General features: G+C 52.5%; 20 protein-coding genes and 1 tRNA gene. 15 read left to right on the forward strand and 6 right to left on the reverse strand.

The genetic code is table 11. The annotated features are described in order from the left end of the window. Positions 1 to 155 precede the first annotated feature (155 nt). The 7 genes from fimA to FJU30_RS24680 all read left to right on the forward strand — a co-directional run bounded on the left by fimA (position 156) and on the right by FJU30_RS24680 (position 7,711). Entirely contained in the window at positions 156 to 716 is a 561-nt protein-coding gene (gene fimA / locus FJU30_RS24650) for a type 1 fimbrial major subunit FimA (RefSeq protein ID WP_150437606.1), read from the forward strand. 225 nt (positions 717 to 941) lie between these two features. Then, positions 942 to 1,658 carry a fimbria/pilus periplasmic chaperone gene (locus tag FJU30_RS24655; RefSeq protein WP_150437629.1) on the forward strand — a complete coding sequence of 239 codons (717 nt, stop codon included), beginning with the start codon at positions 942 to 944 and terminating at the stop codon, positions 1,656 to 1,658. Between the two features lie 110 nt (positions 1,659 to 1,768). Next, the gene (locus tag FJU30_RS24660) at positions 1,769 to 4,432 is read left to right on the forward strand and encodes a fimbrial biogenesis usher protein (RefSeq protein WP_150437607.1); all 2,664 of its coding nucleotides are present in this window, start codon (positions 1,769 to 1,771) and stop codon (positions 4,430 to 4,432) included. Then, positions 4,429 to 5,511 (forward strand): fimbrial protein, encoded by a 1,083-nt coding sequence (locus tag FJU30_RS24665; protein ID WP_150437608.1) that lies wholly within the window; start codon positions 4,429 to 4,431, stop codon positions 5,509 to 5,511. The genes FJU30_RS24660 and FJU30_RS24665 overlap by 4 nt, the downstream gene beginning before the upstream one ends. Positions 5,512 to 5,518: 7 nt before the next feature. Then, positions 5,519 to 6,046 (forward strand): fimbrial protein, encoded by a 528-nt coding sequence (locus tag FJU30_RS24670; RefSeq protein WP_150437609.1) that lies wholly within the window; start codon positions 5,519 to 5,521, stop codon positions 6,044 to 6,046. Positions 6,047 to 6,370: 324 nt separating this feature from the next. Beyond that, positions 6,371 to 7,144: a fimbrial protein gene (locus FJU30_RS24675; protein WP_223881696.1), complete on the forward strand. Its 774-nt coding sequence runs from the start codon at positions 6,371 to 6,373 to the stop codon at positions 7,142 to 7,144. A 114-nt stretch (positions 7,145 to 7,258) separates the two neighbouring features. Beyond that, positions 7,259 to 7,711, forward strand: a complete 453-nt coding sequence (locus FJU30_RS24680; protein ID WP_223881697.1) for a fimbrial protein — start codon at positions 7,259 to 7,261, stop codon at positions 7,709 to 7,711. Between the two features lie 171 nt (positions 7,712 to 7,882). Here FJU30_RS24680 and FJU30_RS24685 read toward each other — a convergent pair whose 3' ends face one another. Both FJU30_RS24685 and FJU30_RS24690 read right to left on the reverse strand, forming a co-directional pair. Further along, on the reverse strand, positions 7,883 to 8,311 hold the full coding sequence (locus tag FJU30_RS24685) for an organic hydroperoxide resistance protein (protein WP_150437612.1): 429 nt from the start codon (positions 8,309 to 8,311) through the stop codon (positions 7,883 to 7,885). Between the two features lie 294 nt (positions 8,312 to 8,605). Then, entirely contained in the window at positions 8,606 to 9,502 is an 897-nt protein-coding gene (locus FJU30_RS24690; RefSeq protein ID WP_150437613.1) for a DMT family transporter, read from the reverse strand. Positions 9,503 to 9,610: 108 nt separating this feature from the next. Between FJU30_RS24690 and FJU30_RS24695 the strand changes: the two genes are divergently transcribed. Beyond that, on the forward strand, positions 9,611 to 10,606 hold the full coding sequence (locus FJU30_RS24695; RefSeq protein WP_150437614.1) for a LysR family transcriptional regulator: 996 nt from the start codon (positions 9,611 to 9,613) through the stop codon (positions 10,604 to 10,606). Here the strand turns inward: FJU30_RS24695 and FJU30_RS24700 are convergent. Together FJU30_RS24700 and FJU30_RS24705 are read right to left on the reverse strand one after the other, a co-directional pair. Continuing rightward, on the reverse strand, positions 10,505 to 10,951 hold the full coding sequence (locus FJU30_RS24700) for an aminotransferase-like domain-containing protein (protein WP_150437615.1): 447 nt from the start codon (positions 10,949 to 10,951) through the stop codon (positions 10,505 to 10,507). The two genes, FJU30_RS24695 and FJU30_RS24700, sit on opposite strands and share 102 nt — an antisense overlap. Before the next feature lie 57 nt (positions 10,952 to 11,008). Further along, on the reverse strand, positions 11,009 to 11,320 hold the full coding sequence (locus tag FJU30_RS24705; RefSeq protein WP_150437616.1) for a hypothetical protein: 312 nt from the start codon (positions 11,318 to 11,320) through the stop codon (positions 11,009 to 11,011). 471 nt (positions 11,321 to 11,791) lie between these two features. Between FJU30_RS24705 and FJU30_RS24710 the strand changes: the two genes are divergently transcribed. The 3 genes from FJU30_RS24710 to FJU30_RS24720 all read left to right on the forward strand — a co-directional run bounded on the left by FJU30_RS24710 (position 11,792) and on the right by FJU30_RS24720 (position 14,469). Then, a complete protein-coding gene (locus FJU30_RS24710; protein WP_150437617.1) occupies positions 11,792 to 12,544 on the forward strand; it encodes a TSUP family transporter in 753 nt (250 codons plus the stop codon). Between the two features lie 289 nt (positions 12,545 to 12,833). Continuing rightward, a tRNA-Gly gene (locus FJU30_RS24715) sits at positions 12,834 to 12,909 on the forward strand. A 225-nt stretch (positions 12,910 to 13,134) separates the two neighbouring features. Further along, positions 13,135 to 14,469, forward strand: a complete 1,335-nt coding sequence (locus tag FJU30_RS24720) for a tyrosine-type recombinase/integrase (RefSeq protein WP_150437618.1) — start codon at positions 13,135 to 13,137, stop codon at positions 14,467 to 14,469. On the opposite strand, the gene FJU30_RS24725 is transcribed toward FJU30_RS24720, so the two are convergent. Together FJU30_RS24725 and FJU30_RS24730 are read right to left on the reverse strand one after the other, a co-directional pair. Beyond that, complete coding sequence (locus FJU30_RS24725) at positions 14,456 to 14,710, reverse strand: helix-turn-helix domain-containing protein (protein ID WP_150437619.1); 255 nt, start codon at positions 14,708 to 14,710, stop codon at positions 14,456 to 14,458. The genes FJU30_RS24720 and FJU30_RS24725 overlap by 14 nt on opposite strands. Before the next feature lie 86 nt (positions 14,711 to 14,796). Continuing rightward, entirely contained in the window at positions 14,797 to 15,054 is a 258-nt protein-coding gene (locus FJU30_RS24730) for a helix-turn-helix domain-containing protein (RefSeq protein ID WP_150437620.1), read from the reverse strand. Between the two features lie 104 nt (positions 15,055 to 15,158). Between FJU30_RS24730 and FJU30_RS24735 the strand changes: the two genes are divergently transcribed. The 4 genes from FJU30_RS24735 to FJU30_RS24750 all read left to right on the forward strand — a co-directional run bounded on the left by FJU30_RS24735 (position 15,159) and on the right by FJU30_RS24750 (position 20,374). Continuing rightward, positions 15,159 to 15,404: a helix-turn-helix domain-containing protein gene (locus tag FJU30_RS24735; protein WP_150437621.1), complete on the forward strand. Its 246-nt coding sequence runs from the start codon at positions 15,159 to 15,161 to the stop codon at positions 15,402 to 15,404. 796 nt (positions 15,405 to 16,200) lie between these two features. Continuing rightward, positions 16,201 to 17,076, forward strand: coding sequence for an integrase domain-containing protein (locus FJU30_RS24740; protein WP_150437622.1), 876 nt, complete (start codon positions 16,201 to 16,203; stop codon positions 17,074 to 17,076). 546 nt (positions 17,077 to 17,622) lie between these two features. Then, on the forward strand, positions 17,623 to 18,537 hold the full coding sequence (locus tag FJU30_RS24745; protein WP_191091688.1) for a protein kinase domain-containing protein: 915 nt from the start codon (positions 17,623 to 17,625) through the stop codon (positions 18,535 to 18,537). A gap of 190 nt (positions 18,538 to 18,727) precedes the next feature. Then, positions 18,728 to 20,374 (forward strand): tetratricopeptide repeat protein, encoded by a 1,647-nt coding sequence (locus tag FJU30_RS24750; RefSeq protein ID WP_150437624.1) that lies wholly within the window; start codon positions 18,728 to 18,730, stop codon positions 20,372 to 20,374. The last annotated feature ends 772 nt before the right edge of the window (positions 20,375 to 21,146 follow it).

Consider the following 21,146-nt stretch of genomic DNA (forward strand, 5'->3'; position numbering starts at 1 on the left):
TTGTAGTTCCTGGATTTATATAAAGCCAGCCTTTAAGGCATGTCTTTTTATTAATTCTGTAGAAGGTCAAATAGGTGGGAAATATCCGTGTGGAAGAACACCACACTCTTAGACTATTTACATAGCCTTTATATTGGTAATAAGGAATCGTGACTATGCGTAAATCTCTACTCGGTGCCCTGATCGGTGTATCTATTTTGTCATCCGGTTTTGCTGTTATGGCTGAAGCGGCGACGACGGTTGCCGGGGGCACCGTACATTTTAAAGGTCAGATCGTCAATGCGGCCTGCGCGGTCAGCACTAATTCTTCCGATCAGACAGTTAACCTGGGACAATATCGTACCGCTAATTTCACCGCGGTAGGTACTTACTCCGGTAAAGTGCCTTTTACGATCAAACTTGAAGATTGCGATCCGACCGTTTCCTCCACTGCCGCTGTCGCCTTCAGCGGCGCAGCCGACGGCACTGACAACTCAGTCCTGTCCACCAGCAACATCAGCGGCGGCAGCGCAGGCGCGGCGGCGGGCGTTGGTATCGAGATCTCTGACAGCAAGGGTGCCGTACTGGCGCCGACCGGTGCCGTATTCTCCACCCCGCAGACTCTGATCACCGGCAGCAATACCCTGAACTTCAACGCTCGTTATAAATCAACTCTGGCTGCCGTTACCGCAGGCGAAGCGGATGCGGATGCCACCTTTACCATGCAGTACGAATAACAATTAATGCGAGCAGGGATGCGCTATGGCCGCCAGGGATGGCGCCATTTCTGACTATCTGTGGAAACGACGTTGTGAAAGAGCAAACGCCGGTTTCTGCGTTTCTGTGTCGACACCTGCCGTATTAACGGAGGCGGAATGAAATGCGGCGGACCTGGTGTCTGGCGTGATCTGTCCTCACAGGTGAACTCTCACCGGGTAGTTGTCAATCAGTCATTTTCGTACATGGAGTTTAGCGTGCTTAATTCAACTTTTTTCCGCCGCACTCTGGTCGGTGTGGCGTTGTCTGTTTTGGCTACCGTGTCGTTGGCGGCCAGGGCTGGCGGCGTGGCGCTGGGCGCGACAAGGGTGATCTATTCCGCTGGAGCGACCCAAACCTCGCTGGCCGTAACCAATACGGATACAAAAAATCCATTTCTTATTCAGTCCTGGGTCGAGGATGCAAATGGCGAAAAAAGCGCTAACTTCGTCGTAACGCCGCCGCTGTTCGTCGCCAAACCTTCGGGTGAAAATATCTTGCGTATTATGTATGTCGGCGCGCCTTTACCCACCGATCGCGAATCGGTGTACTGGATGAACGTTAAGGCGATCCCATCCGTCGACCGCAACGCGATTCAGGATAAAAATGTCCTGCAGCTGGCTGTTTTATCCAGAATTAAGCTGTTTGTCCGACCGGTCGGCCTGCCGCAGAGCCCGGCCGACGCGCCGACGCAGCTGCGTTTCCACCGCCAGGGCGATTCCCTGACCATCAATAATCCAACGCCTTATTTTGTCACTCTGGTCAACTTCAACATGGGCACACGAAAACTTCCTAACACCATGGTGCCGCCAAAAGGAAACGTGTCCGTCTCGTTGCCCGCAGATGCGCGTGGCGAGGTGATCTTCCAGTCAATCAACGACTATGGCGCTAACAGCGCGCGGACAACCGGCATCATGCAGTAGTGCCGAACAGTGACCGGCAAATCCCGAATCGAACATGGAAAAAGGGTGCGCATACCGTCCAGGTTGCTTTCCGTCACTTTCTTCAGGCGTTTTTCTCAGGAGTTTTTCATATGCGGCCATTTTATCGGAAGCCCGGCCTCAGACATTCGCGTGTAACGTCGATATGGCGTTTGTCGCCGCTGTGCCGAGCCATCGCGTTATGTGTAGCATTACCTTCGGCCGGCGCTCATGCCGAACTGTTCTTCAACCCGGCGTTTTTATCCAGCGATCCCTCGACGGTGGCGGATTTATCGCGTTTTGAACAAGGGAAAGGGCAGGTGCCGGGGGTCTATCATGTCGATGTATATCTCAATGATGAATATGTCGAGACGCGTAATATCCGGTTTGATGCGCGCAAGCCGACAGCCGCCGGCGTAACGTCGGTCGCAAGCGAGACCGACGATACGGGGCTCGATCCCTGCATTACCCGTACCCAGGTGGAAGCGCTGAATGTCAATATGAAAGCGTTTCCGGCCATCGCCGGCACGCCGGCGCAGGAGTGCGTGGCGTTGACGCGCCTTATCCCGGATGCCCGCACCACGTTTGATTTCGAACTGCAGCGTTTGAATATCAGTCTGCCTCAGGCTTCGCTCAGCAACAGCGGCCGCGGTTATATTCCGCCGGAACAGTGGGATGACGGCATCACCGCCGCGCTGCTGAATTACGATTTTACCGGCAGCAACAGTTCCGGCGACGACAGCAGCAACAACTATTTCCTCAACCTGAACAGCGGGCTTAACTGGCGCGGCTGGCGCTTACGCGACTACTCCACCTGGAGTTACTACAGTTTTCAGGGGCGCCACACGCGCGACTGGCAGCATGTAAATACTTATCTTCAGCACGCCATTATTCCGCTTAAAAGCGAACTGACTCTGGGCGATAGCAACACGCCGGGCGACGTATTTGATACCCTGGGTTTCCGCGGCGCGCAGTTGGCTTCCGATGACAATATGCTGCCGGACAGTATGCGCGGATTCGCGCCGACGATACGCGGCGTGGCGAAAAGTAATGCCCGGGTCACCATCCGCCAGAATGGCTATGTTATTTATCAGTCCTATGTCGCGCCGGGCGCGTTTGTGATTACCGACCTTTATCCGACGTCCTCCAGCGGGGATATGGTGGTGACGGTGACGGAAAGCGACAATAGCACCAGCAGCTTTACCATTCCCTACTCGGCGGTGCCGGTACTGCAGCGCGAAGGGCGCGTTAAGTATTCGTTGACCGCGGGTAAATATCGCAGCAATTACAGCCAGCAGGAAAAACCAGAGTTTGGGCAAGGCACGCTGATCTGGGGCCTGCCCGGCGGCGTCACGCTGTACGGCGGGACGCAGATGGCGAAAAAATATCAGTCTGGCGCATTGGGCGCCGGTAAAAACCTGGGGGACTGGGGCGCGTTGTCGGCGGACGTCACCCAGGCCTACAGTAAGCTGGCGGATGACAGTCGGCATCAGGGGCAATCATTGCGTTTCCTGTACGCCAAATCGCTGAACGACGTGGGCACCAACTTCCAGCTGTTGGGCTACCGCTACTCGACGCAGGGCTTCTATACGCTCGATGAAACCAGCTACCGGCGCATGAGCGGCGCGAACTATGACTCCGATGACGGGCTGATCGATCCGGCGGTGGAATACAGTAATTACTATAACCTGAACTACAACCGCAAGGGACGAGTTCAGGTCAACATTACCCAGCAGCTCGGCACCTACGGCTCCGTCTTTCTGAGCGGCAGCCGCCAGACCTACTGGCGCACCAGCGAAACCAACTCGCTGTGGCAGGTGGGGTATAACGGCGCCTGGCGCGGGGTGAGCTACAGCCTGTCATTCAACTACAACAAAAGTCCCGGCCTGTCGGAATCGGATAAACGCGCCGCATTCAACCTCTCCGTCCCGATTGGACAATGGCTGTCCGGTCGCGGCAAAGAGTCGGACATCACCCGCTCGGGCAACTCGACCTACGCGACCTATGCGACCAACACCGACTGGCACGGACACATGATCCAGCAGGCCGGTGTTAACGGTACCTTGCTGGAGGATAACAACCTGAACTATAGCGTGCAGCAGGGTTACGGCAATCACGGCGTGGGCGGTAGCGGCTATGCCGGCCTTAATTATCAGGGACGCTATGGGAACTCTAACGTTGGATACAATTACGGCAAAGGATATCAACAGGTTAACTACGGCCTGAGCGGCGGCGTCGTGATGCATGACAGCGGCGTAACGCTCAGTCAGCCGCTTGGCGCCACCAACGTATTGATTAAGGCGCCGGGCGCCAGCGACGTTAACGTGGAAAACGCGACCGGAGTGCGCACCGACTGGCATGGCTATGCGGTTATCCCGTACGCGATGACCTACCATCGTAACCGTATCGCGCTGGATACCACCACACTGAAAGACAATGCGGATCTGGATGATGCGGTTGTGAATGTGGTGCCTACGCAGGGGGCGTTGGTTCGCGCTGAGTTTATGACGCGTATCGGCTCACGAGCCTTGCTTACGCTGGTTCGTCCTGGTGGTCAGCCGGTGCCTTTCGGGGCTTCCGTCGCGAGCGCCGACGGCCGGGCCGACAGCATTGTCGGCGATAATGGCCAGGTTTATTTGTCCGGTTTGCCGCAAAACGGCGATCTCAAGGTTAAATGGGGCGATGCGCCAGGCCAGCAGTGCGTTGTGCCGTATACGTTGCCGAAAGACAGCGAAACGAAGGCGATCAGTTACGCAAAAGTGGGGTGTCAGAAATGAGTAAGTTAACAAGGGGGCGTCGCGATGCTTCCCGCCGTTTTGGCAATCGGGCCGGGCGGCCCGGCGTACTTTTTTTCATCTTGTGTCTGCTGGCATTACCGTTGACCGGCGAGTGTGGTAATGACCTGACGCTGACCTTTAGCGGCGCGATAAGTTATGCCGGCCCGGCGGATGATGTCTCCATCGGGCAGCAAATCGGTCCGGCCTGGTCGGCGAGTAACCTGAATGTGTACATGTGTAATAACTCAAGTAAAGCGACGGCGCGCGCTTATGTATCTGCCGTGCGGCCCAGTACGGGACTCACGACGACCATCAGCGGCGTTAATTATATTATTTACGATTCCGGCACGCCCGGCATTGGTTTGGTCATTGGCGTGAAGGATACCAACGCCACGAACTATTCCGCGCTGCTTACCACGCGAAATCAATGGTATCCGGCGCCAGGGACCAATACCGTTCCATATAATGGCATCGGCGGATATGGCAAGGTCACATTGGTAAAAACCACCGGACACTTACAGACCGGGACGACGACGCTGGCCGCGCAAAATATTGCGCTGGTTCAGTGTTATGGCACCGACGGCTCTTTTACCGACTCCGCCTATATAAAAATTGCTCAGACGCAAATCACCGTTGCCGCTACGGGTTGTAACGTACAGTCAGGGGCCAATCGCGTGGTGAATATGGGCAATGTTTCCACCGGCACTTTGCCCTCCGTGGGGAGCCAGTCGGAGGCAAAATCCACGTCGATAACCCTGACCTGCGATACGGGGATTCATGTGGCGGCGACGGTTTCAGATCAGACCAATACCGGCAATATCAGCAACATTATCGGACTTAGCAGCGACTCTACGGCCAAAGGCATCGGCATTCAGGCTTTTTATAACGGCAGCAGCACGCCGATTAATCTGGGCCCGGACAACTCCAGTAAGGGCAATACCAATCAGTTCTCTGTGGCCGATATTTCCAGCCAGGGGCAGGCCTTGACGTTCCCGCTAACGTTTAAATACGTGCGAACCGGCGATATGACGGCGGGAACGGCTAATGGCCTGGTCGGCGTGACGTTCTCCTACCAGTGAGGTCATTATGACAATTTATCAATTAATTGTGGGGAGCATCGCGCTGGGCATCATGGGCAGCGCGCCGGTCGCCTATTCTGCCGACTCGTATATCCAGATCAATGGCAACCTGACGTCAAATACCTGCGCGGTCAGCACCGACTCGCAGAATAAAACGGTGGATATGGGAACCGTGGCGACGAAGCAATTTTTGGCGGCTTCCCATGCGCTGGCGCCGGTGCGTTTCGCTCTCGTTCTTGAAAACTGCGGCGCGGCGGTCTCCTCCGTATCCACCACCTTTACCGGCAGCGCTGATCAAGATGATGCGACCCTGCTGGCGCTAAACAGCGAAAGTACGGCAACCAACGTGGGTATTGCGATCCTTGATAAGGAACGCAATCGTATCCCGCTCGGCAGCGCCAGCGAGCAATATCCGCTGACCGCCAGCGCCAGCAGCGTGCAGATGGTGTTCTACGGTCAGTATGTAGCGACGCAAAATAGCGTGACCGCCGGCACCGCCAACGGAGACGTTACCTTCACGCTGAGTTATCAGTAGTTGGCTGAGGACTTTTAATGAGCCGGTAAATTACGCTAAGGCGAAATACTTATGGACAAGAAGGTAAGAACGTTAATGGAGTTTATGAGCAAACAATGCGGGTGGTTATTTCTGGCCGGACTCTGGTTTTTTTTACCGCCGCATGCTTTGGCAACGCAGTGTAATACAGCCTCTGGTTCACCGGTAAATTATGATTTTAATTTTAATTTTTCCTCACAGCAAAACTATGTTGGCTATACCACCGGATGGAACCAAAAAACAGACAGCGGCTCCTATACGATAAGCGGCGGATGCAATAATAAAGATACCGTTTATTATACCGCCGTGGCGGGATCGGATCTCAGCTTCTCTTTCACGGACGGTTCCGCGAACTGGTACGATATCACCGGTAATGATTACCTGCAGGTCGCCTCTCAGATCTATGTGTACAATGCCGCCGGCGCCAGCAGTTACCATAATGTCCCTTTTACTGATTTATCCAATAACTGTAACGGGAAATGCGGCGGGACGGCGACGACCGGCAGCCGGGTGCAGGTGAGCTTCCGCATTAAACGCAAGTTTGTCGGCGTGACGACGCTGCCGTCGATTCCTGTTTTTTCCGTGTACGGCAATCAGGGCGGTACGGGACAGGGAACGGGCTCTCCGCTGGTGGAAGGGTATCTGAGCGGGACGATGACGGTGCCGCAAAGCTGCGAACTGAACGCCGGACAGGTGATTGCCATCGATTTTGGCAATATTTCTACCGGCGCGTTTAAAACCGCAGGGGCGATAGCTGACGGCGTGAAGCCGGTCACCCGGACGATCAATATTTCATGTAACGGTATTGATGCTCAGTCCAGCCTGTCGCTGCGAGTTCAGGCGGATACGGCGTCCGGCAATGCCATTGTGTCCGACAATAGCGATGTTGGCTTTGTGATTACCGACAGCAGCAATAGTCCGCTGACGCCAAACGATCTTTCCAGCGTACTTCCCTTTAAGCTGGACGATAACGAAAGCGCCAATGTGACGATCACGGCCTATCCGGTCAGCGTAACCGGCAATAAGCCGGAGGCGGGCGTTGTGACCGCATTGGCCTATCTGCGCGTCGACTTCGACTGAAGGGGAATAAGCATGATCTTGCCGGATATTTTTTATCGTCGCGCGGTTGCCATACGCATAGCGCAGGTGTTTGGGCTGTGGGGCTGTTTGTTGTCCGCACACGCGGATCTGGGGATGACGAACATGCAGCTCACCGCGACCCTGGTGTCTAACAGCTGTTCGGTCAGCGTGGATTCGCAAGAGCAGACCGTCAATATGGGAACGCTGGCTACAAAACAGTTCGCCGTGAGTAAAACGGGGGCGACGCCGGTCAGATTTGTGATTAATCTTGAAAGTTGTGGTTCGGCGGTTACTTCGGTATCCGCTACGTTTTCCGGTACGACGGATGCGGATGATTCCACGCTGTTGGCATTAAGTACGGACAGCAGCGCCAGTCATGTAGGGGTCGCTATTCTGGACAAGGATCGCAACCGTCTTTCTATTGGCAATGCGAGCGAACAATATCCGCTGACCGCTGGCGCCAGCAACGCGCAGCTGGTGTTTTTCGGTCAATATGTGGCGACGCAGGATAGCGTCACCGCCGGTTCCGCCAACGGCGACGTTACCTTTACACTCAATTATCAGTAACGTTTTATCCAAAGAGGGTGCGCCTGCCGGTTCTCGCCGCCGTCTGGCGACCGCTCTCACCCGCATACGGCGCACGATCTGTGGTCTTCTCTATTGTACTTCTTTGCCCTTCCGCTCTACGATCATTATCCCGGGCGTTATTTTTCAGCAATGAGCATGGCGGCTGACCGCTTAGCCGATAATATTCAGCGTCACGTCAATATTACCGCGGGTGGCATTGGAATAGGGGCAGACGATATGAGCGGCGTCCACCAATTTTTTCGCTTCGGCGGCATCCATACCGGGCAGGTGAATGTTCAGCGTTACTTCGATACCGAAGCCGGTCGGCAGCGGTCCAATCCCCACTTCGCCTTCGATAAACGCCTCTTTCGGTATGGCGATCTTGTCGCGCCCGGCGACGAATTTCATTGCGCCGAGAAAGCAGGCGGAGTAACCGGCGGCGAACAGCTGCTCCGGGTTGGTGACTTCACCGCCGGCGCCGCCCATCTCTTTCGGGACGCCCAGCCTGACATCCAGCACGCCATCGGATGAGGTGGCGTGGCCATCGCGGCCCCCGGTGGCTTTAGCTTTGGCGCGATAGACTACTTTTTCTAATGACATGACAGATTCCTCGTCTCATTTTTACAGATGATGTTAATCGGCGATGCGGGACGATACTACGACGGGATCATCCCGACAGCGGGCGCTTCGGCGGGGTGACGCCGGCACGACGCCGGCAAGATGGCGTGCGCCGGCCTTATGCGCCCGGCCCCGGTTCCCGGCGGCCGGGCGGCGGGAAAATCCGCTCGTCGCCATGCTTTGCCGCCAATATCGACTTAATCCATATGCTGTTAAGTGTAGACAGTGGGTCCGCGTGTGGCGAATCGCATTGCGCCGACACAGGCTGCGCCGCGGCTATCTGTCCGTCGCGTCGTGCGGGGCCTTCATGCCTGGCCGTCGTCTCGCGCTGGTCAGCAGCAGACCTATCGCGACCATACCGGCGCCAATGAAATCGCCGGGTTTTAGCGCGCCATCCAGCAGAAGATAAGACAGAAAAACGCCGCAGAACGGGTTCATCAAATGCCAGGAGGCGGCGACCGATGCGCCGTCGGTACGAATGAGCCAGAACCAGAGCGCCATGCCGCCAATGGTGACGACAAGCGCCAGCCAGACAATCGCCGCCAGCGACGCACGCGACAGATGGGTGGGCGCGTGTTCCAGCAGCGCGGCGGCCGGCAGAAGCGCGGCGATGCCGGCGACAGACTGCCAGAAATTCACATCGCGGATGCGCAGCCCCCGCGCCCGATCGTGAAACGCCACGGTGCCGGCGGCAAACGCCAGCGTACCGGCGGCGGCCAGCCCGATACCGGTTAAATCGCATGTCGTCACCGGATGCCAGCCGGCGATGACGACGACGCCGGCAACGCCGGACAGTATGCCTGCGGCCCGTATCGCGCCAATCCGTTCCTGACCGAACAGGGTGGCCAGCAGCATCGTCGCGAATGGGGCGCAACTGACGATCACCACCACCAGCGACGGACGGATAAACTGCAGCGCCTGAAAGGTCAGGCCGAGGTAGATCGCGTTATTGAGTATGCCGAGCAGGCAACCGTTGATGACGTTGCGCCGCGCGAACAGGCTGGCCGGCCGGGATAAACAAAACGGCAGTAAAATCGCCGCGCTGAGCAGAAAACGCAGGCTAAGCAGGATAAAGGGATCGACATCGATCAGCGCGATCTTGCCGGCGATAAACGCCGAACTCCAGACCACGCTAAAAAAGATGGCCAGGGTGAAGTGCCGCAGTGTGTGCATATTGTCTCCCGAAATGAACCTGATGCAATCATCCCCCCGGCTCTGTATTATCGAAAATTAATAATGACGCTCTCATCATCGGCTTAATTAATAATCGAGGAGGGATATATGCCGTCTGTCACCCCGCAGCTGGCGGGCGAGCGCCGGGTCACGCTGGAACACCTGCGGGCCTTTGTCTCGATTGCCGAAAATGGCGGATTCCAGCGCGCCAGCGCGCAGATTCACCGCAGCCAGTCGGCCATTACGCAGAGTTTGCAAAAACTGGAAAGCATCCTCGGTTGCCGTCTGCTTAAACGCAGCCAGGGACATATCGTCGGCCTGACCCCGGATGGCGAACGTCTGCTGCCTTCGGCGCGCGAGATTCTGGCGCGACTGGATGATGTGGTTGGCGCCATCCGGCGGCCCGAGCTGACGGGGCGGATCCGGCTCGGCATACCGGACGATTTCAGGATCGCCGACCTGCAGCAGGCCATCTCTCACAGCATGATGTCCAACCGCCAGTTGCGCGTTGAGGTGATATCGGCGCTGTCTGACCACCTGCTGGCGTTGGTGGAGCGTCAGGCGCTGGATATTGCGATCTATAAACATACCGTCGACGATGGAGATGAGGCGGCAGAGATCGCCGGCCGCGGCGCGCCGCTGTGGCGTGAACCGTTGCGCTGGGTCGGCCAGCGCCGGCTGTTGTTTCAGGAGATGAAGAGTCTTGCGCTGGTCGCGTTTCCGCAGGGCTGCGCTTACCGGCATGCGGCGCGGCGCGCGCTGGCGCAGACGGCCATGCCTGTTTTCTGCGCCTACCAAAGCGCCTCTTATGAGAACATCCGGGCAGCCATTTCGGCGGGACTCGGCATCGGCGTGCTGCCCCACAGCGCCGTTGGCCAGGACCACGTGATTCTCACGCCGGCCGAAGGGTTTCCGCCCCTGCCGGACGTGCAGCTGTCCATAACGGTCAATTCCGCGCAGCCAGTGTGCGAACAGTTTGCCGATTTTCTGCGTCGCGCCGCGTCACTCGCGCTGCGCCAGCGAAGAGCCGGCGACGCTGCCTGGCGCAGATCCGTCTGCATCGACCGACGGCCGGAATCGCAGCCCGGCGATCCGGCGGATTAGCCGCTCGGCCGCGGCGCTCCAGCCGATCCCCGCGTTAAGCCGCAGGCAACGATCGACGCTGCGGGTAATGGAAAAAAAATGGCCCGGCGCGATGCTGATGCCGTCCCGCTTCGCCGCGGCGAAGCGGGTCCGCGAATCCGGCGCGTCGGGCGGCAGCGCTATCCACAGCTTATAGCCGCCGGCCGGACTGGATACGCGGGTCGCCGGCGGGAAATGGGTCAATACCGCTACCCGCTTCGCCCGGTCGTTCTGCTCTATGCTGACGCGCGGACGCCTTATGTGAAGATGGTAGCCGGCCGACTGAAGAAATTCGGCCACGATCGCCTGCGGATATACCGCGGTCACTTTGGCGGCGCTGTATTTAATGGCCGCGATGCGATTGGACCAGCGCGAGTCCGCTATTCATCCCAGGCAAATGTCCGGTGAAATGGTTTTGGCGTCATTGCTGCGCAGAATGACGCGATCGCTGAAGGCGCGCCGCGGCCACGGCCTGATGTCGCCGAAATAGGCATCTCCATCGATGTGGTCCTCAATGATCGTGGCTCCCGCCCGATCCGCCATACTCACAACCGCGCGTTTGTCCGCCTCCGGCCACACTTCGCCGGCAGGATTGTTGAACCTGGGGATAAACACCATCGCGCATACCGGGGGGCCGTCGCGCACGGCGCATGGCCGATAAACCATGCGGTTATCGACCATCGGAATTTCAGTCACGTTGAGGCCCGGCGTATGCAGAATGTAATAGGCGGGGACTGTACGAGGACCGTATCGCCGGGTTGCGTCATAGCGCTCACGCCGAGATCGCGCGCCAGCCGCCGTACCGAAGCCGGGCAACCGCTCCCCGCATTCAATCATCGTTTTAGCGCAGCGGCAATCGACTGATACAGACGCTGGCCGCCGGTGTCGGCCGTGGGCCTCATTCTGTTATATAGCAGATTGCCCGGTTCTGTATCTATGAATATGTATGTGAGCGGATAAGCTGTTATCAACGCTGATGAATAGCGGACAGCGTGAGCAAAAAAACACAATTTGAGCCTGCGGTCGGGGATTGACGCTAATGCCGGCTCAGGCCGCCAGCGCGCTAATGGCGGTTCAGACGCTTTATTCGTCCGATGCCTGCCTGAAGCCGGGTCGGTATATTCAGTAAAAAACCGGCCCAATCAGCCCAAATAGAAGGATAATACGATGGAGTATTCGCTCGCGCTTATTTTGCTCTTTTTCGTGGTCGCCATTATTGCCGGCTGGGTGGACGCCATCGCCGGCGGCGGCGGACTGGTGACCATTCCCGTTATGCTTGCCGCGGGCGTTCCACCGGCGGCGGCCATCGCCACCAATAAACTGGGCGGGGTGGCCGGCACTTTTTCCGCCAGCTGGCATTTTATTCGTACGGGACAAATTGATTTCAGAACGTCAGCCATTATGATTCCGACGACTTTTCTCGGCGCACTGCTGGGCGGATATTTATTGAACCGTATTAATAGCGAATTTCTGACTTTTATTATCCCGGTATTGCTCATCGGCTTCGCGCTCTATTTCCTGTTCTCGCCCGGAATTGGCGAACTGGATAAAAAAACGATAATTCCCGTCAGCCTGTTCGCCGGGTTGCCGGCGCCGTTAATCGGTTTTTATGACGGATTCTTTGGTCCGGGCACCGGTACCTTTTTCTGCCTGGCGCTGGTGCTGCTGCTGGGGTACAACCTGGTAAAATCGACCGCCAATGCCAAACTGCTGAATTTCTCCAGCAACCTGGCCGCGCTGATTTATTTTATCAGCAGCGGTTCGATACTCTGGCAGGTGGGCATCGCGATGCTGCTGGGTCAGTTCATTGGCGGCTACCTCGGCGCCAGGATGATCGTTAAAAACGGGAAAAAGCTGATTAAAATCATTATGACCATCATGGCGTTCGCCATTTCGGCAAAGATTATGCTGGCCAGATAACGCCGCGTCGGCCGGTTCGGTTCAGGGATCGGGCGGCGATTCTTCTGCCGCGCGTGCGGTCTGGCCGGAAAGACCCGCTTTTCGTTCTTTTTTTCATCGTTCGTCTGGCGGCATAATTTTCTGGCGAAAAGCGCTTGCCAGCGCCGATCGATTGGTTCATAATGCAGCCCGTTAAATCGAGTTGGCGAAAAATGACGATATAATTCATCAGGTTAACCAGATTTAGCGGTGGCTGTTATGCTTTCGTTTTATTGACGCGCTAAGCCGGAATAGTCCACATCAGCAATATGCGGGAATAGCTCAGTTGGTAGAGCACGACCTTGCCAAGGTCGGGGTCGCGAGTTCGAGTCTCGTTTCCCGCTCCAATTTCTTTTCTATAGATGTCCACCAACGTCTGTAGCTCTCTGATTCAACAGGGTAATCGCTCTGTTGAGCATCCAGTAAAATCCACTGGAAACCACCGTCAGCCACGCCGAAGTAGTACACAAATTAGTACATGAAAATCGGGTGCGTTGTGGGTGCGGATTGTTTGCTGAGTCGCTTCCCAGTGCGCGGTACACCTCTCTTCAGCACTGAAGGAGGCAACCCCTATGGCGTTAACCGATGCCGTCGCCCGGCAGGCCCGCATCACCGGCAAAGCCTATACCCTGAACGACACCGGCGGGCTGTCGCTGTTCGTGACCGCCAACGGCGCGAAGAAATGGCACTTCCGCTTTTCGTTGCAGGGTAAACAGCAGCGAATCTCGCTCGGTTCTTACCCCGCCTTCTCCCTGAAACAGGCGCGCCAGCAGCGCGACGAACTGCGTGCGCAGTTGGCTGCGGGTAACGACCCGCGTAGCTACCGGCAGCAGTGCAACGCTGCGGAGCAAAATACCTTTGATGCGGTGTTCCGCCAGTGGCGAGACTTCAAGGCGCTGAGTCTGGAAACCGGACGACAAAGCACGCTGTCGCAGATCGATCGCATTTTCGCTAAAGACGTGCTGCCGTCGCTGGGTGGTCTGCCGATTTTCGATGTAGAGCCGTCGCATATTTTGGAAGTTCTGCGCCGGATTGAGCGGCGGAGGGCATTTACCACCGCTGAGAAAGTAAGAACGTGGCTGAACCAACTGTTTCGCTATGCCAAAGTGGAAAAAGGCGTGCGCTACAATCCGGCCAGCGATCTGGATATTGTAGCCGCGCCCCGACCGCCTGTGACGCACAATCCCTTTTTGCGCATGGATGAGTTACCGTCGTTTTTGCGCAAGCTGCGCGACTACAACGGGCAGGAGACAACCCAACAGGGCTTACGCCTGCTGTTGTTGACCGGCGTGCGTACCGGCGAGTTGCGCCTTGCTGAACCTGACCAGTTCGATCTTAAGCGTGGGCTGTGGATTATTCCACCCGCATCGGTCAAACAGTTGCAGGTCAGAATGCGCCGGGAAGGTAACAGCGTCCCGGCTTATGTGGTGCCGCTGCCGCGACAGGCCATCGACATCGTGAAAGCATTTTTAACGTTGCAGAAGCGACGACCGGCGCAACGCTACCTGCTTCCCAATTGCAACAATCTGCAAAAGCGCATCAGCGAAAATACGCTTAACAGCGCGCTGAAACGTATGGGTTATGCAGACCGACTAACCGGTCACGGCATCCGGGCGACGATCTCGACGGCGCTTAACGAACTCGGCTACCCGAAAGAGTGGATCGAAGTGCAATTATCCCATGCCGATCCTAATAAGATCCGCGCCGCTTATAACCATGCGGTTTACGTTGATCAGCGGCGGATGATGATGCAGGAATGGGCCGACAGGTTGGATCGGTGGGAGGCCGGGGAAGCCGTGATGAAAACCGCTGCGCCGCGAGGTGTCGGTGCGATCGGTATCGCGGCAAGCAGCTGGATGCAGCCTGTGGAAGGCGCGCCGTTGTTACGTGAAATTATTTTGCGCTAAGCGGCTTATGTTTCGCCGGGATCTTGCCAATGATGCTGATGGGATCGATCGAGAGCAAACGGGCAAGGTGGACAAATTCGACGATGTCTAACCGGCGCTCTCCGTTTTCGACCTTGGCGATAAACGACTGAGGGCGATCCAGCGCCTGAGCCAGACTTTCCTGCGTGACCCCTCTCGCTATACGCGCCTCGCGCAGCGCCTTAATAACGCGCTGATATTCATCGGAGTAAATGGAAGCCATCTGATCAATTCCGTTAGAAAGACCGGATTGACTATCAATGACGGATTGATTTATCCCAAAATAGGATTAACAGCATCGGCGGTTGGTTAGGGCTTATATCTACTTAACTGTTTTTTATTAATTATTTTCTCTAAAACTGTGGCGATATCAATGGATAGCAGGTGTGCGATACAGGCAAATTCCACAATATCCAGCCGGCGTTCACCATTTTCGACTTTGGCGATAAACGACTGTGGTCGGCCTAATGATTCGGCCAGACTTTGCTGGCTGATGCCTTTCCTGATTCTGGCTGCCCGAAGCGTTTTTATAACGCTTTGATATTCTTCTGAATAAATTGACGCCATTTCGTTAACCTTGACTGATATCCCAAAATCGAATATCAGTCATTTCATTAATTATCCCAAAACAGGATAATTAATGAAATTCGTTATGAAGAGGAGTTAGAGAAATGAATAAAAATGACTGGCATCCAGCTGATATCATTGCATCTTTGAGAAAGAAGGGAACAACGCTGGCTGCGGTTTCCAGAGAGGCGGGACTGGCCTCGTCCACGCTGGCGAATGCGTTGACGCGACACTGGCCGAAGGGGGAGCGCTTAATTGCGGATGCACTGAAAAAACAGCCGGAAGAGATCTGGCCTTCACGTTATCAGGATATCGGGCGTGAGCAGGGCGGAGAAGGGGAGAGGGATTGAAAACCCACCCGGTGAAAATTTACAAAATTTTTTTCATACTGTCAGTGGATTTAGACGCTCCTTACTGGATTTCTATGGAATAGAAATCCAGTAAGGAGCCAACAAGCGCAGCGCGTTAGCCGCTTGATATACGGATTTTGGCGCAGTAGATTGTCAGTGTCACACCGCTGCTGCACGCAGCACGCCACGTTGCCACGACCTTCAAGACAACGCGCAGGACCAACCTGTGTGGTCGACACCAACCCGCCCCGCTACCACTTTGCGGGTGATCGCTGCGGCGATGGTAGCTCACTTATCCCAACGCCTTAGGGCTGCATCCTGTTTATTCTTAGTGAAGCAACTGCTTTTTGCATACGCACTGATGCGTACAACAACCTTTATTGCTGGCGCAACCGTCTGCGGTCTTTTGCTGCCTCAGCGAATGCATCCATGAGGCAGCGGCGTCACTTCATACGGCGCAAAGCCGTTGCAAGTGACGCCGCGAACAATCTCTGCGCCAGCCCTTACACCACAGCGCTTTCCGGCGCGACCTGTCATCTGACGCACATTTTCTGCGTCAATTCTCATCAATCCACTTATCAGAGGAGGACTGAACCGATACCTGAGGCAGGCTTTCAGCCTGAGGGGATTACCCTGCTGATGCAGGCGGCTGCACCGAGTGCATAACCGATATCCCCGTCATACCTCAACCGCTGCCGCTCCGGCGCGCAGGTATTGTTCAGTGCGGCACGGTAAATCCGTGTCGTAAATCGCCGTGCGCCGGAGAACAGAGGTTATTGAGGATGGGGGATAGCATATGTCACGCTTAAGCCGGGAGATGCAAACGTTGGCCCGACAGGCTGGCGGCAGCCATAAGACGGTACATGACCGACTAAAGATTGCAGAGCGGCTTGCCAGTCATCTGCTGTCTTTGAATATTCAGATACGCACGGTGCAGCATCTGAAAGCGAAACATATCGAATGCTATATCGCCGGGCGGTTAGAACAGGGAATTACACTGCGCACGCTGCATAACGAGATGGCCGCAGTGCGAGTGATGCTGCGGACTGCCGGGCGGAACAAGCTGGCGGATGCGGAGCGATTGAGCAACAAGGCGTTAGGGCTGAGCGGTGCCAGCCGGAACGGTACGCGGCAGGCGATCACGCCGGAGCGTTATCAGGCGGCGCTGAAAGCCCTGCAACAGAAAGACACCGGACTCGCGCTGACGCTGCAACTGGCACGAATGATGGGCCTACGTTCGCAGGAAGCGGTGCAATGTTCGCAGTCGCTCCAGACATGGGCCACCGCGCTGGATCGAGGCGACGAGCAATTGATGGTTGTATTCGGCACCAAAGGCGGACGGCCCCGGCAAACGCGAGTTCTGGATCGGGAAGCGTTAATACAAACAGTAAATCAGGCGCTGGCAGTTGCCGATACTCGCAACGGCCGGTTGATTGATAAACCGGATCTGAAAAGCGCCATCAACCACTGGCGTTCACAAACTGCTATGGCAGGACTAAAGGGGCAATACTCCCCACACAGCCTGCGTTATGCTTGGGCGCAGGATGCGATGTATTATTACCGGCAACAGGGTTTCAGTAATCGTGAAGCACGCTCACTGGTGTCAATGGATTTGGGGCATGGGGATGGGCGAGGGCGGTATGTGGAGCGGGTTTATGGGAAATCGGTGTAGAGTGCCGTTGAATAAATCGGAGCGTACTGACTCATACTCGAGTAGGAACTTTCGCTGATCTGAGCGTAGTCTGATCTGGCAGTCGGCTATGTGCTCAGGCTGTGTGAAAATGTTTTTGGTCGCAGAGACTGCCCAAATAGGGCGAAAACCGAGTCCTGCCTAAAATTTGACTCTGTTGACCAGCCGATCTACTTCAGATTTTGCGTAGATGAGAGGACTTCAGTTTTGGGGCAAAGTTTTCAGCCTGTGCCAGCGGACATATACTATTCAGTGCTGTATCCGTAACGTGCTAAAATCTATATGCATTTTTAACCAGCTTAAATTTACTTTACCTGAGCACTGGCTTCGTTGTAGTTACATTGAAAACGACCACAGGATGCGGGCTGGTTTGACGGGGAAAGTCTTGTGCACCAAGATTGAACACGTAATGTTTTAGCCTCAAGCTTTTGTTATGAACTGAGGTGTATTATTCTGTGTTACCTACACGCAGCCCTGCATTCATGCCTTACATAACTAATTAATAACTTTGACAATATGGAGTATGTTATGCTTCAAACTACTCAAGCATTAAGCCCTGCTAAACAGCTATCAGGTCATACACTTAACGACAAATGGTTAGTAGGAAGGCGTATTTTAGTTGGAGTTCAAGCAGAGGGAAATGGTACAGGTGGTCATTTCTCAGTTTCTTATGAAGTTGAAAATATAGATACAAAAACCAAAGCATTTCTTAAAGCCTTCGATTTTCATGAAACCTTAATGCGGTCAGTTGCTCAAAACAAAGACGTTATGGCAGAACTCGCAAGCTTGACTTCAAATTATCAGTTTGAGAATAAACTTAATGAAATTTGTTTATCTAAACGATTTCGGAAAATAGTTAAAGTATTAGATCGTGGGCAGATAGCTTTAGATAATAATTTTATGAATGTTGTTCCATTCTTGGTAATGGAACTTGCGGATAGTGGTGATATTAGAAAGTATGTTGAAATATCCAAAGAAATAACTCTAACAGCTAAACTTGAATATTTAAAAGATGTTGCAATTGGATTGAATCAACTACACAGCACAAAAATATCTCATCAAGACTTGAAACCTTCAAATATTATGATTTTTTCTGGTACAGGTGCAAAGATTGGTGATTTAGGTAGGGCAAGTTTACAGGGTCAACCACATTGGCATGATTCAATAGATATTGCTGGAGATAGAGGTTATGCTCCCCCGGAACAACTTTATGGATATGTTCCTCAAGAATGGATTGATCGTAGAGAACGTTGTGATCTATATCAATTTGGTTCTATTGTTGCATTTCTTTTCTTGGGTGTAACAATCAATGGATTATTAAAGGAAAAATTGCCATTAGATATAGCACCTATTTTATGGGGGGGAGTGGAGACTCATATCAGCAATCACTTCATCATCTTGAGCATGCATTCAATGAATCAATCATTAATTTTGATAATTTAGAACCGAAATGGTTAGGAGATAGGCTTAAAAAAATTATCATCAAATGTAGTCATCCCAATTATAAAGAACGAGGTATGATTAAAACAATTGGAATGAAAAAACCTGTTCTTGGGCTAGACCGACTGGTGAGTGAGTTTGACTATTTGATTAAACAAGTCCAAGTGAAAAGTAAAATAAAAACGGGGGAGTAATGAGTATATTAAAACCAGATGACAATAGAGTTTTAGCTCCGGCATGGTTTAAATCTGAGGAGGCAATTTATTCAGCAGAACTTCGTGCACTAAGCAGAAGTACAGCTCCAACGCTTAATTTCTCTAACTTAAAGCAATTACAAGAAATTTTCCTCGAGCGACCAAACATCGATATTGCCATTGAGTTGCTTAGCGTTTCTTATACTGAAAATGCCATCGATATATCTCGTCAGGCAGCAACATATATTATTGAGAGCAATAAAAAAATTCCTTCTACCCTTTCAATGTTTTGCCAGAACATAATTTCCGGTAAAATGAAAGAAGGTATAGCCAATGATGATATTCGATCTCAAATAAGAGATAAAAAAATATGGCTTAGAAATAATTCAAATGATTGCCTATCATGGATTGATTTATCGAGACTATATATGAGTATTGGTCAAATTAGTCAGGCCGAAAAAGCCATTCTTACTGGGTTGGGCTTATCGATTAATAATAGGTGGGTTACAAGAGTGTCATCAAGATTTTTCTTTAACTTAGAGGATTTTGAACGTTCACATAATATATTAATCAAGCATCCTAACATTAACAATGACCCTTGGTTGTTAGCATCAGAGTTGGCGATTTCAAATGCTTACGGCCGAAATTCTCGGTATTGGGCGCACTCTAAAAAAGCTTTAGAATTTGGTTATCCTTTTTGCCATATATCAGAATTGCAGAGCTCGATCGGCACACTTGAACTAAAAAGCGGTGCAATAAAGAAAGCTAAAACACATTTTGGAAACTCTCTAAAATATCCGAATGGTAATGTATTTGCTCAGGCTAAATGGGCCGAACGGAAAGGCAATATCAAAAATCTGGTTCAACATGCAGACTTGATTAAACAGCAACGAGCATTTGAGGCTAAGTATCAAGAAGCTTATTACAACAAAAATATGGAGTTAGCTCTTTACTTTGCTAAAAAATGGCTTGAAGAGGAGCCATTCAATCCCAAGCCTGCTATACATGCATCCTATATTGCTTCTTTATTGGATGATTATGGTCAATGCCGAGACATTTCTCTAAAAGGGTTATTAATAAATCCTAATGATGAAACACTTAAACTCAATCTTATATTTTCATCAATCTCCCTAGAACATATGGAAAAAGATGAGATCTCTCCTAAGTCTTATTTAAAAGCCATTGATTCCGTAAAGGAAATGTTAAAACATGAAGATAAGGATTCCTATCCGCATGCTTTCGCGAACATGGGGCTACTTCATTATAAAACTGGTGATTTAGAAAATGGGAAAAAATTTTACGAACTTGCAACCGAGCACTTTAAGAACAAAAAACTTTCTAGCTTTGTCATTTCTGAATTAAATCACTTAAGAGAAGCTTTAATCTCTAATGCTCCTTGGAAGGAAGATTTATTCAAGAGAATTGAAGCATCTGCTAAAAGCGGTGGTTACTGGAGTAATCCTTGCGTTTCTTTTTATATTGGAAAGTTACAAAAAATTCGAGTATCACCTGGTAACTGGAAGCAGCTCCTGACTGAGAAACATCAATGCACTGAAACCGATAGCGGGGAAATGACTCTGTCCAGCAAAAAATTTGATTTCAGCAATAAATCACCTACTATTTGGCTGCCCAAAAAAATAAAATAATTTAGTATTTGATAAGGTATTTTGCTTTTGTAAAATACCTTATCGGTATAGTTTAAAGGTGACGAGTCTAATTGATTTATTTTATGTATAATGCTCGTTTCTTGAAGATGTACCATGGTTGGCATGGTCGTTAATTATTCCCATTTCAGCCTATTCAGTTTTTACCATGGACAGAACCATTAAGGCTGTGAACCGTTTCGTTGCGCTACCCTCCTTTGATAACAGTATTCTAACAACTAAAAAAATTGTCAATTATGTCTAAAGGTGTTCTTCCCAAAGACGGTCATCGAACCGATAAGATATTAATTAAGAGTATTAAGCACAATGTTCAGGTTCTGCCCACTATATTAGAAGGTTGATCTGTAGAAGCATCTGCTTCTCTCTATCCATCTATATTAGCTGTATAAAAAGGTTGTTGAAACCTTCATCGAAAGATTCATGTGAGTCATCACCGGAGATGTGTTGCAATGTCTGCACCTCGCTTATGGCCGACCGAAGTCGTTTCTGTGGGCGGCTTGATACCTGCTGTATAACGATTTGATATACCTTGCCAAGGTCCCCGATCTAGTACACAATATAACCAGTCAGCAAACAAGGTGTACCGAAAACCCTTGTTGAATCAGCCGATTGAGCGAGAAATGACTATCTCGTTTCCCGCTCCAATTTCTTTTCTATAGATGTCCACTGATGTCTGTAGGTCTATGAAAAAAGAGCGAAAAGCTCTTTTTTTGTTTCCAAAGCAATCCATTGAAAACCACCTACGGCCAGCCTT

The organism is Affinibrenneria salicis, assembly GCF_008710095.1.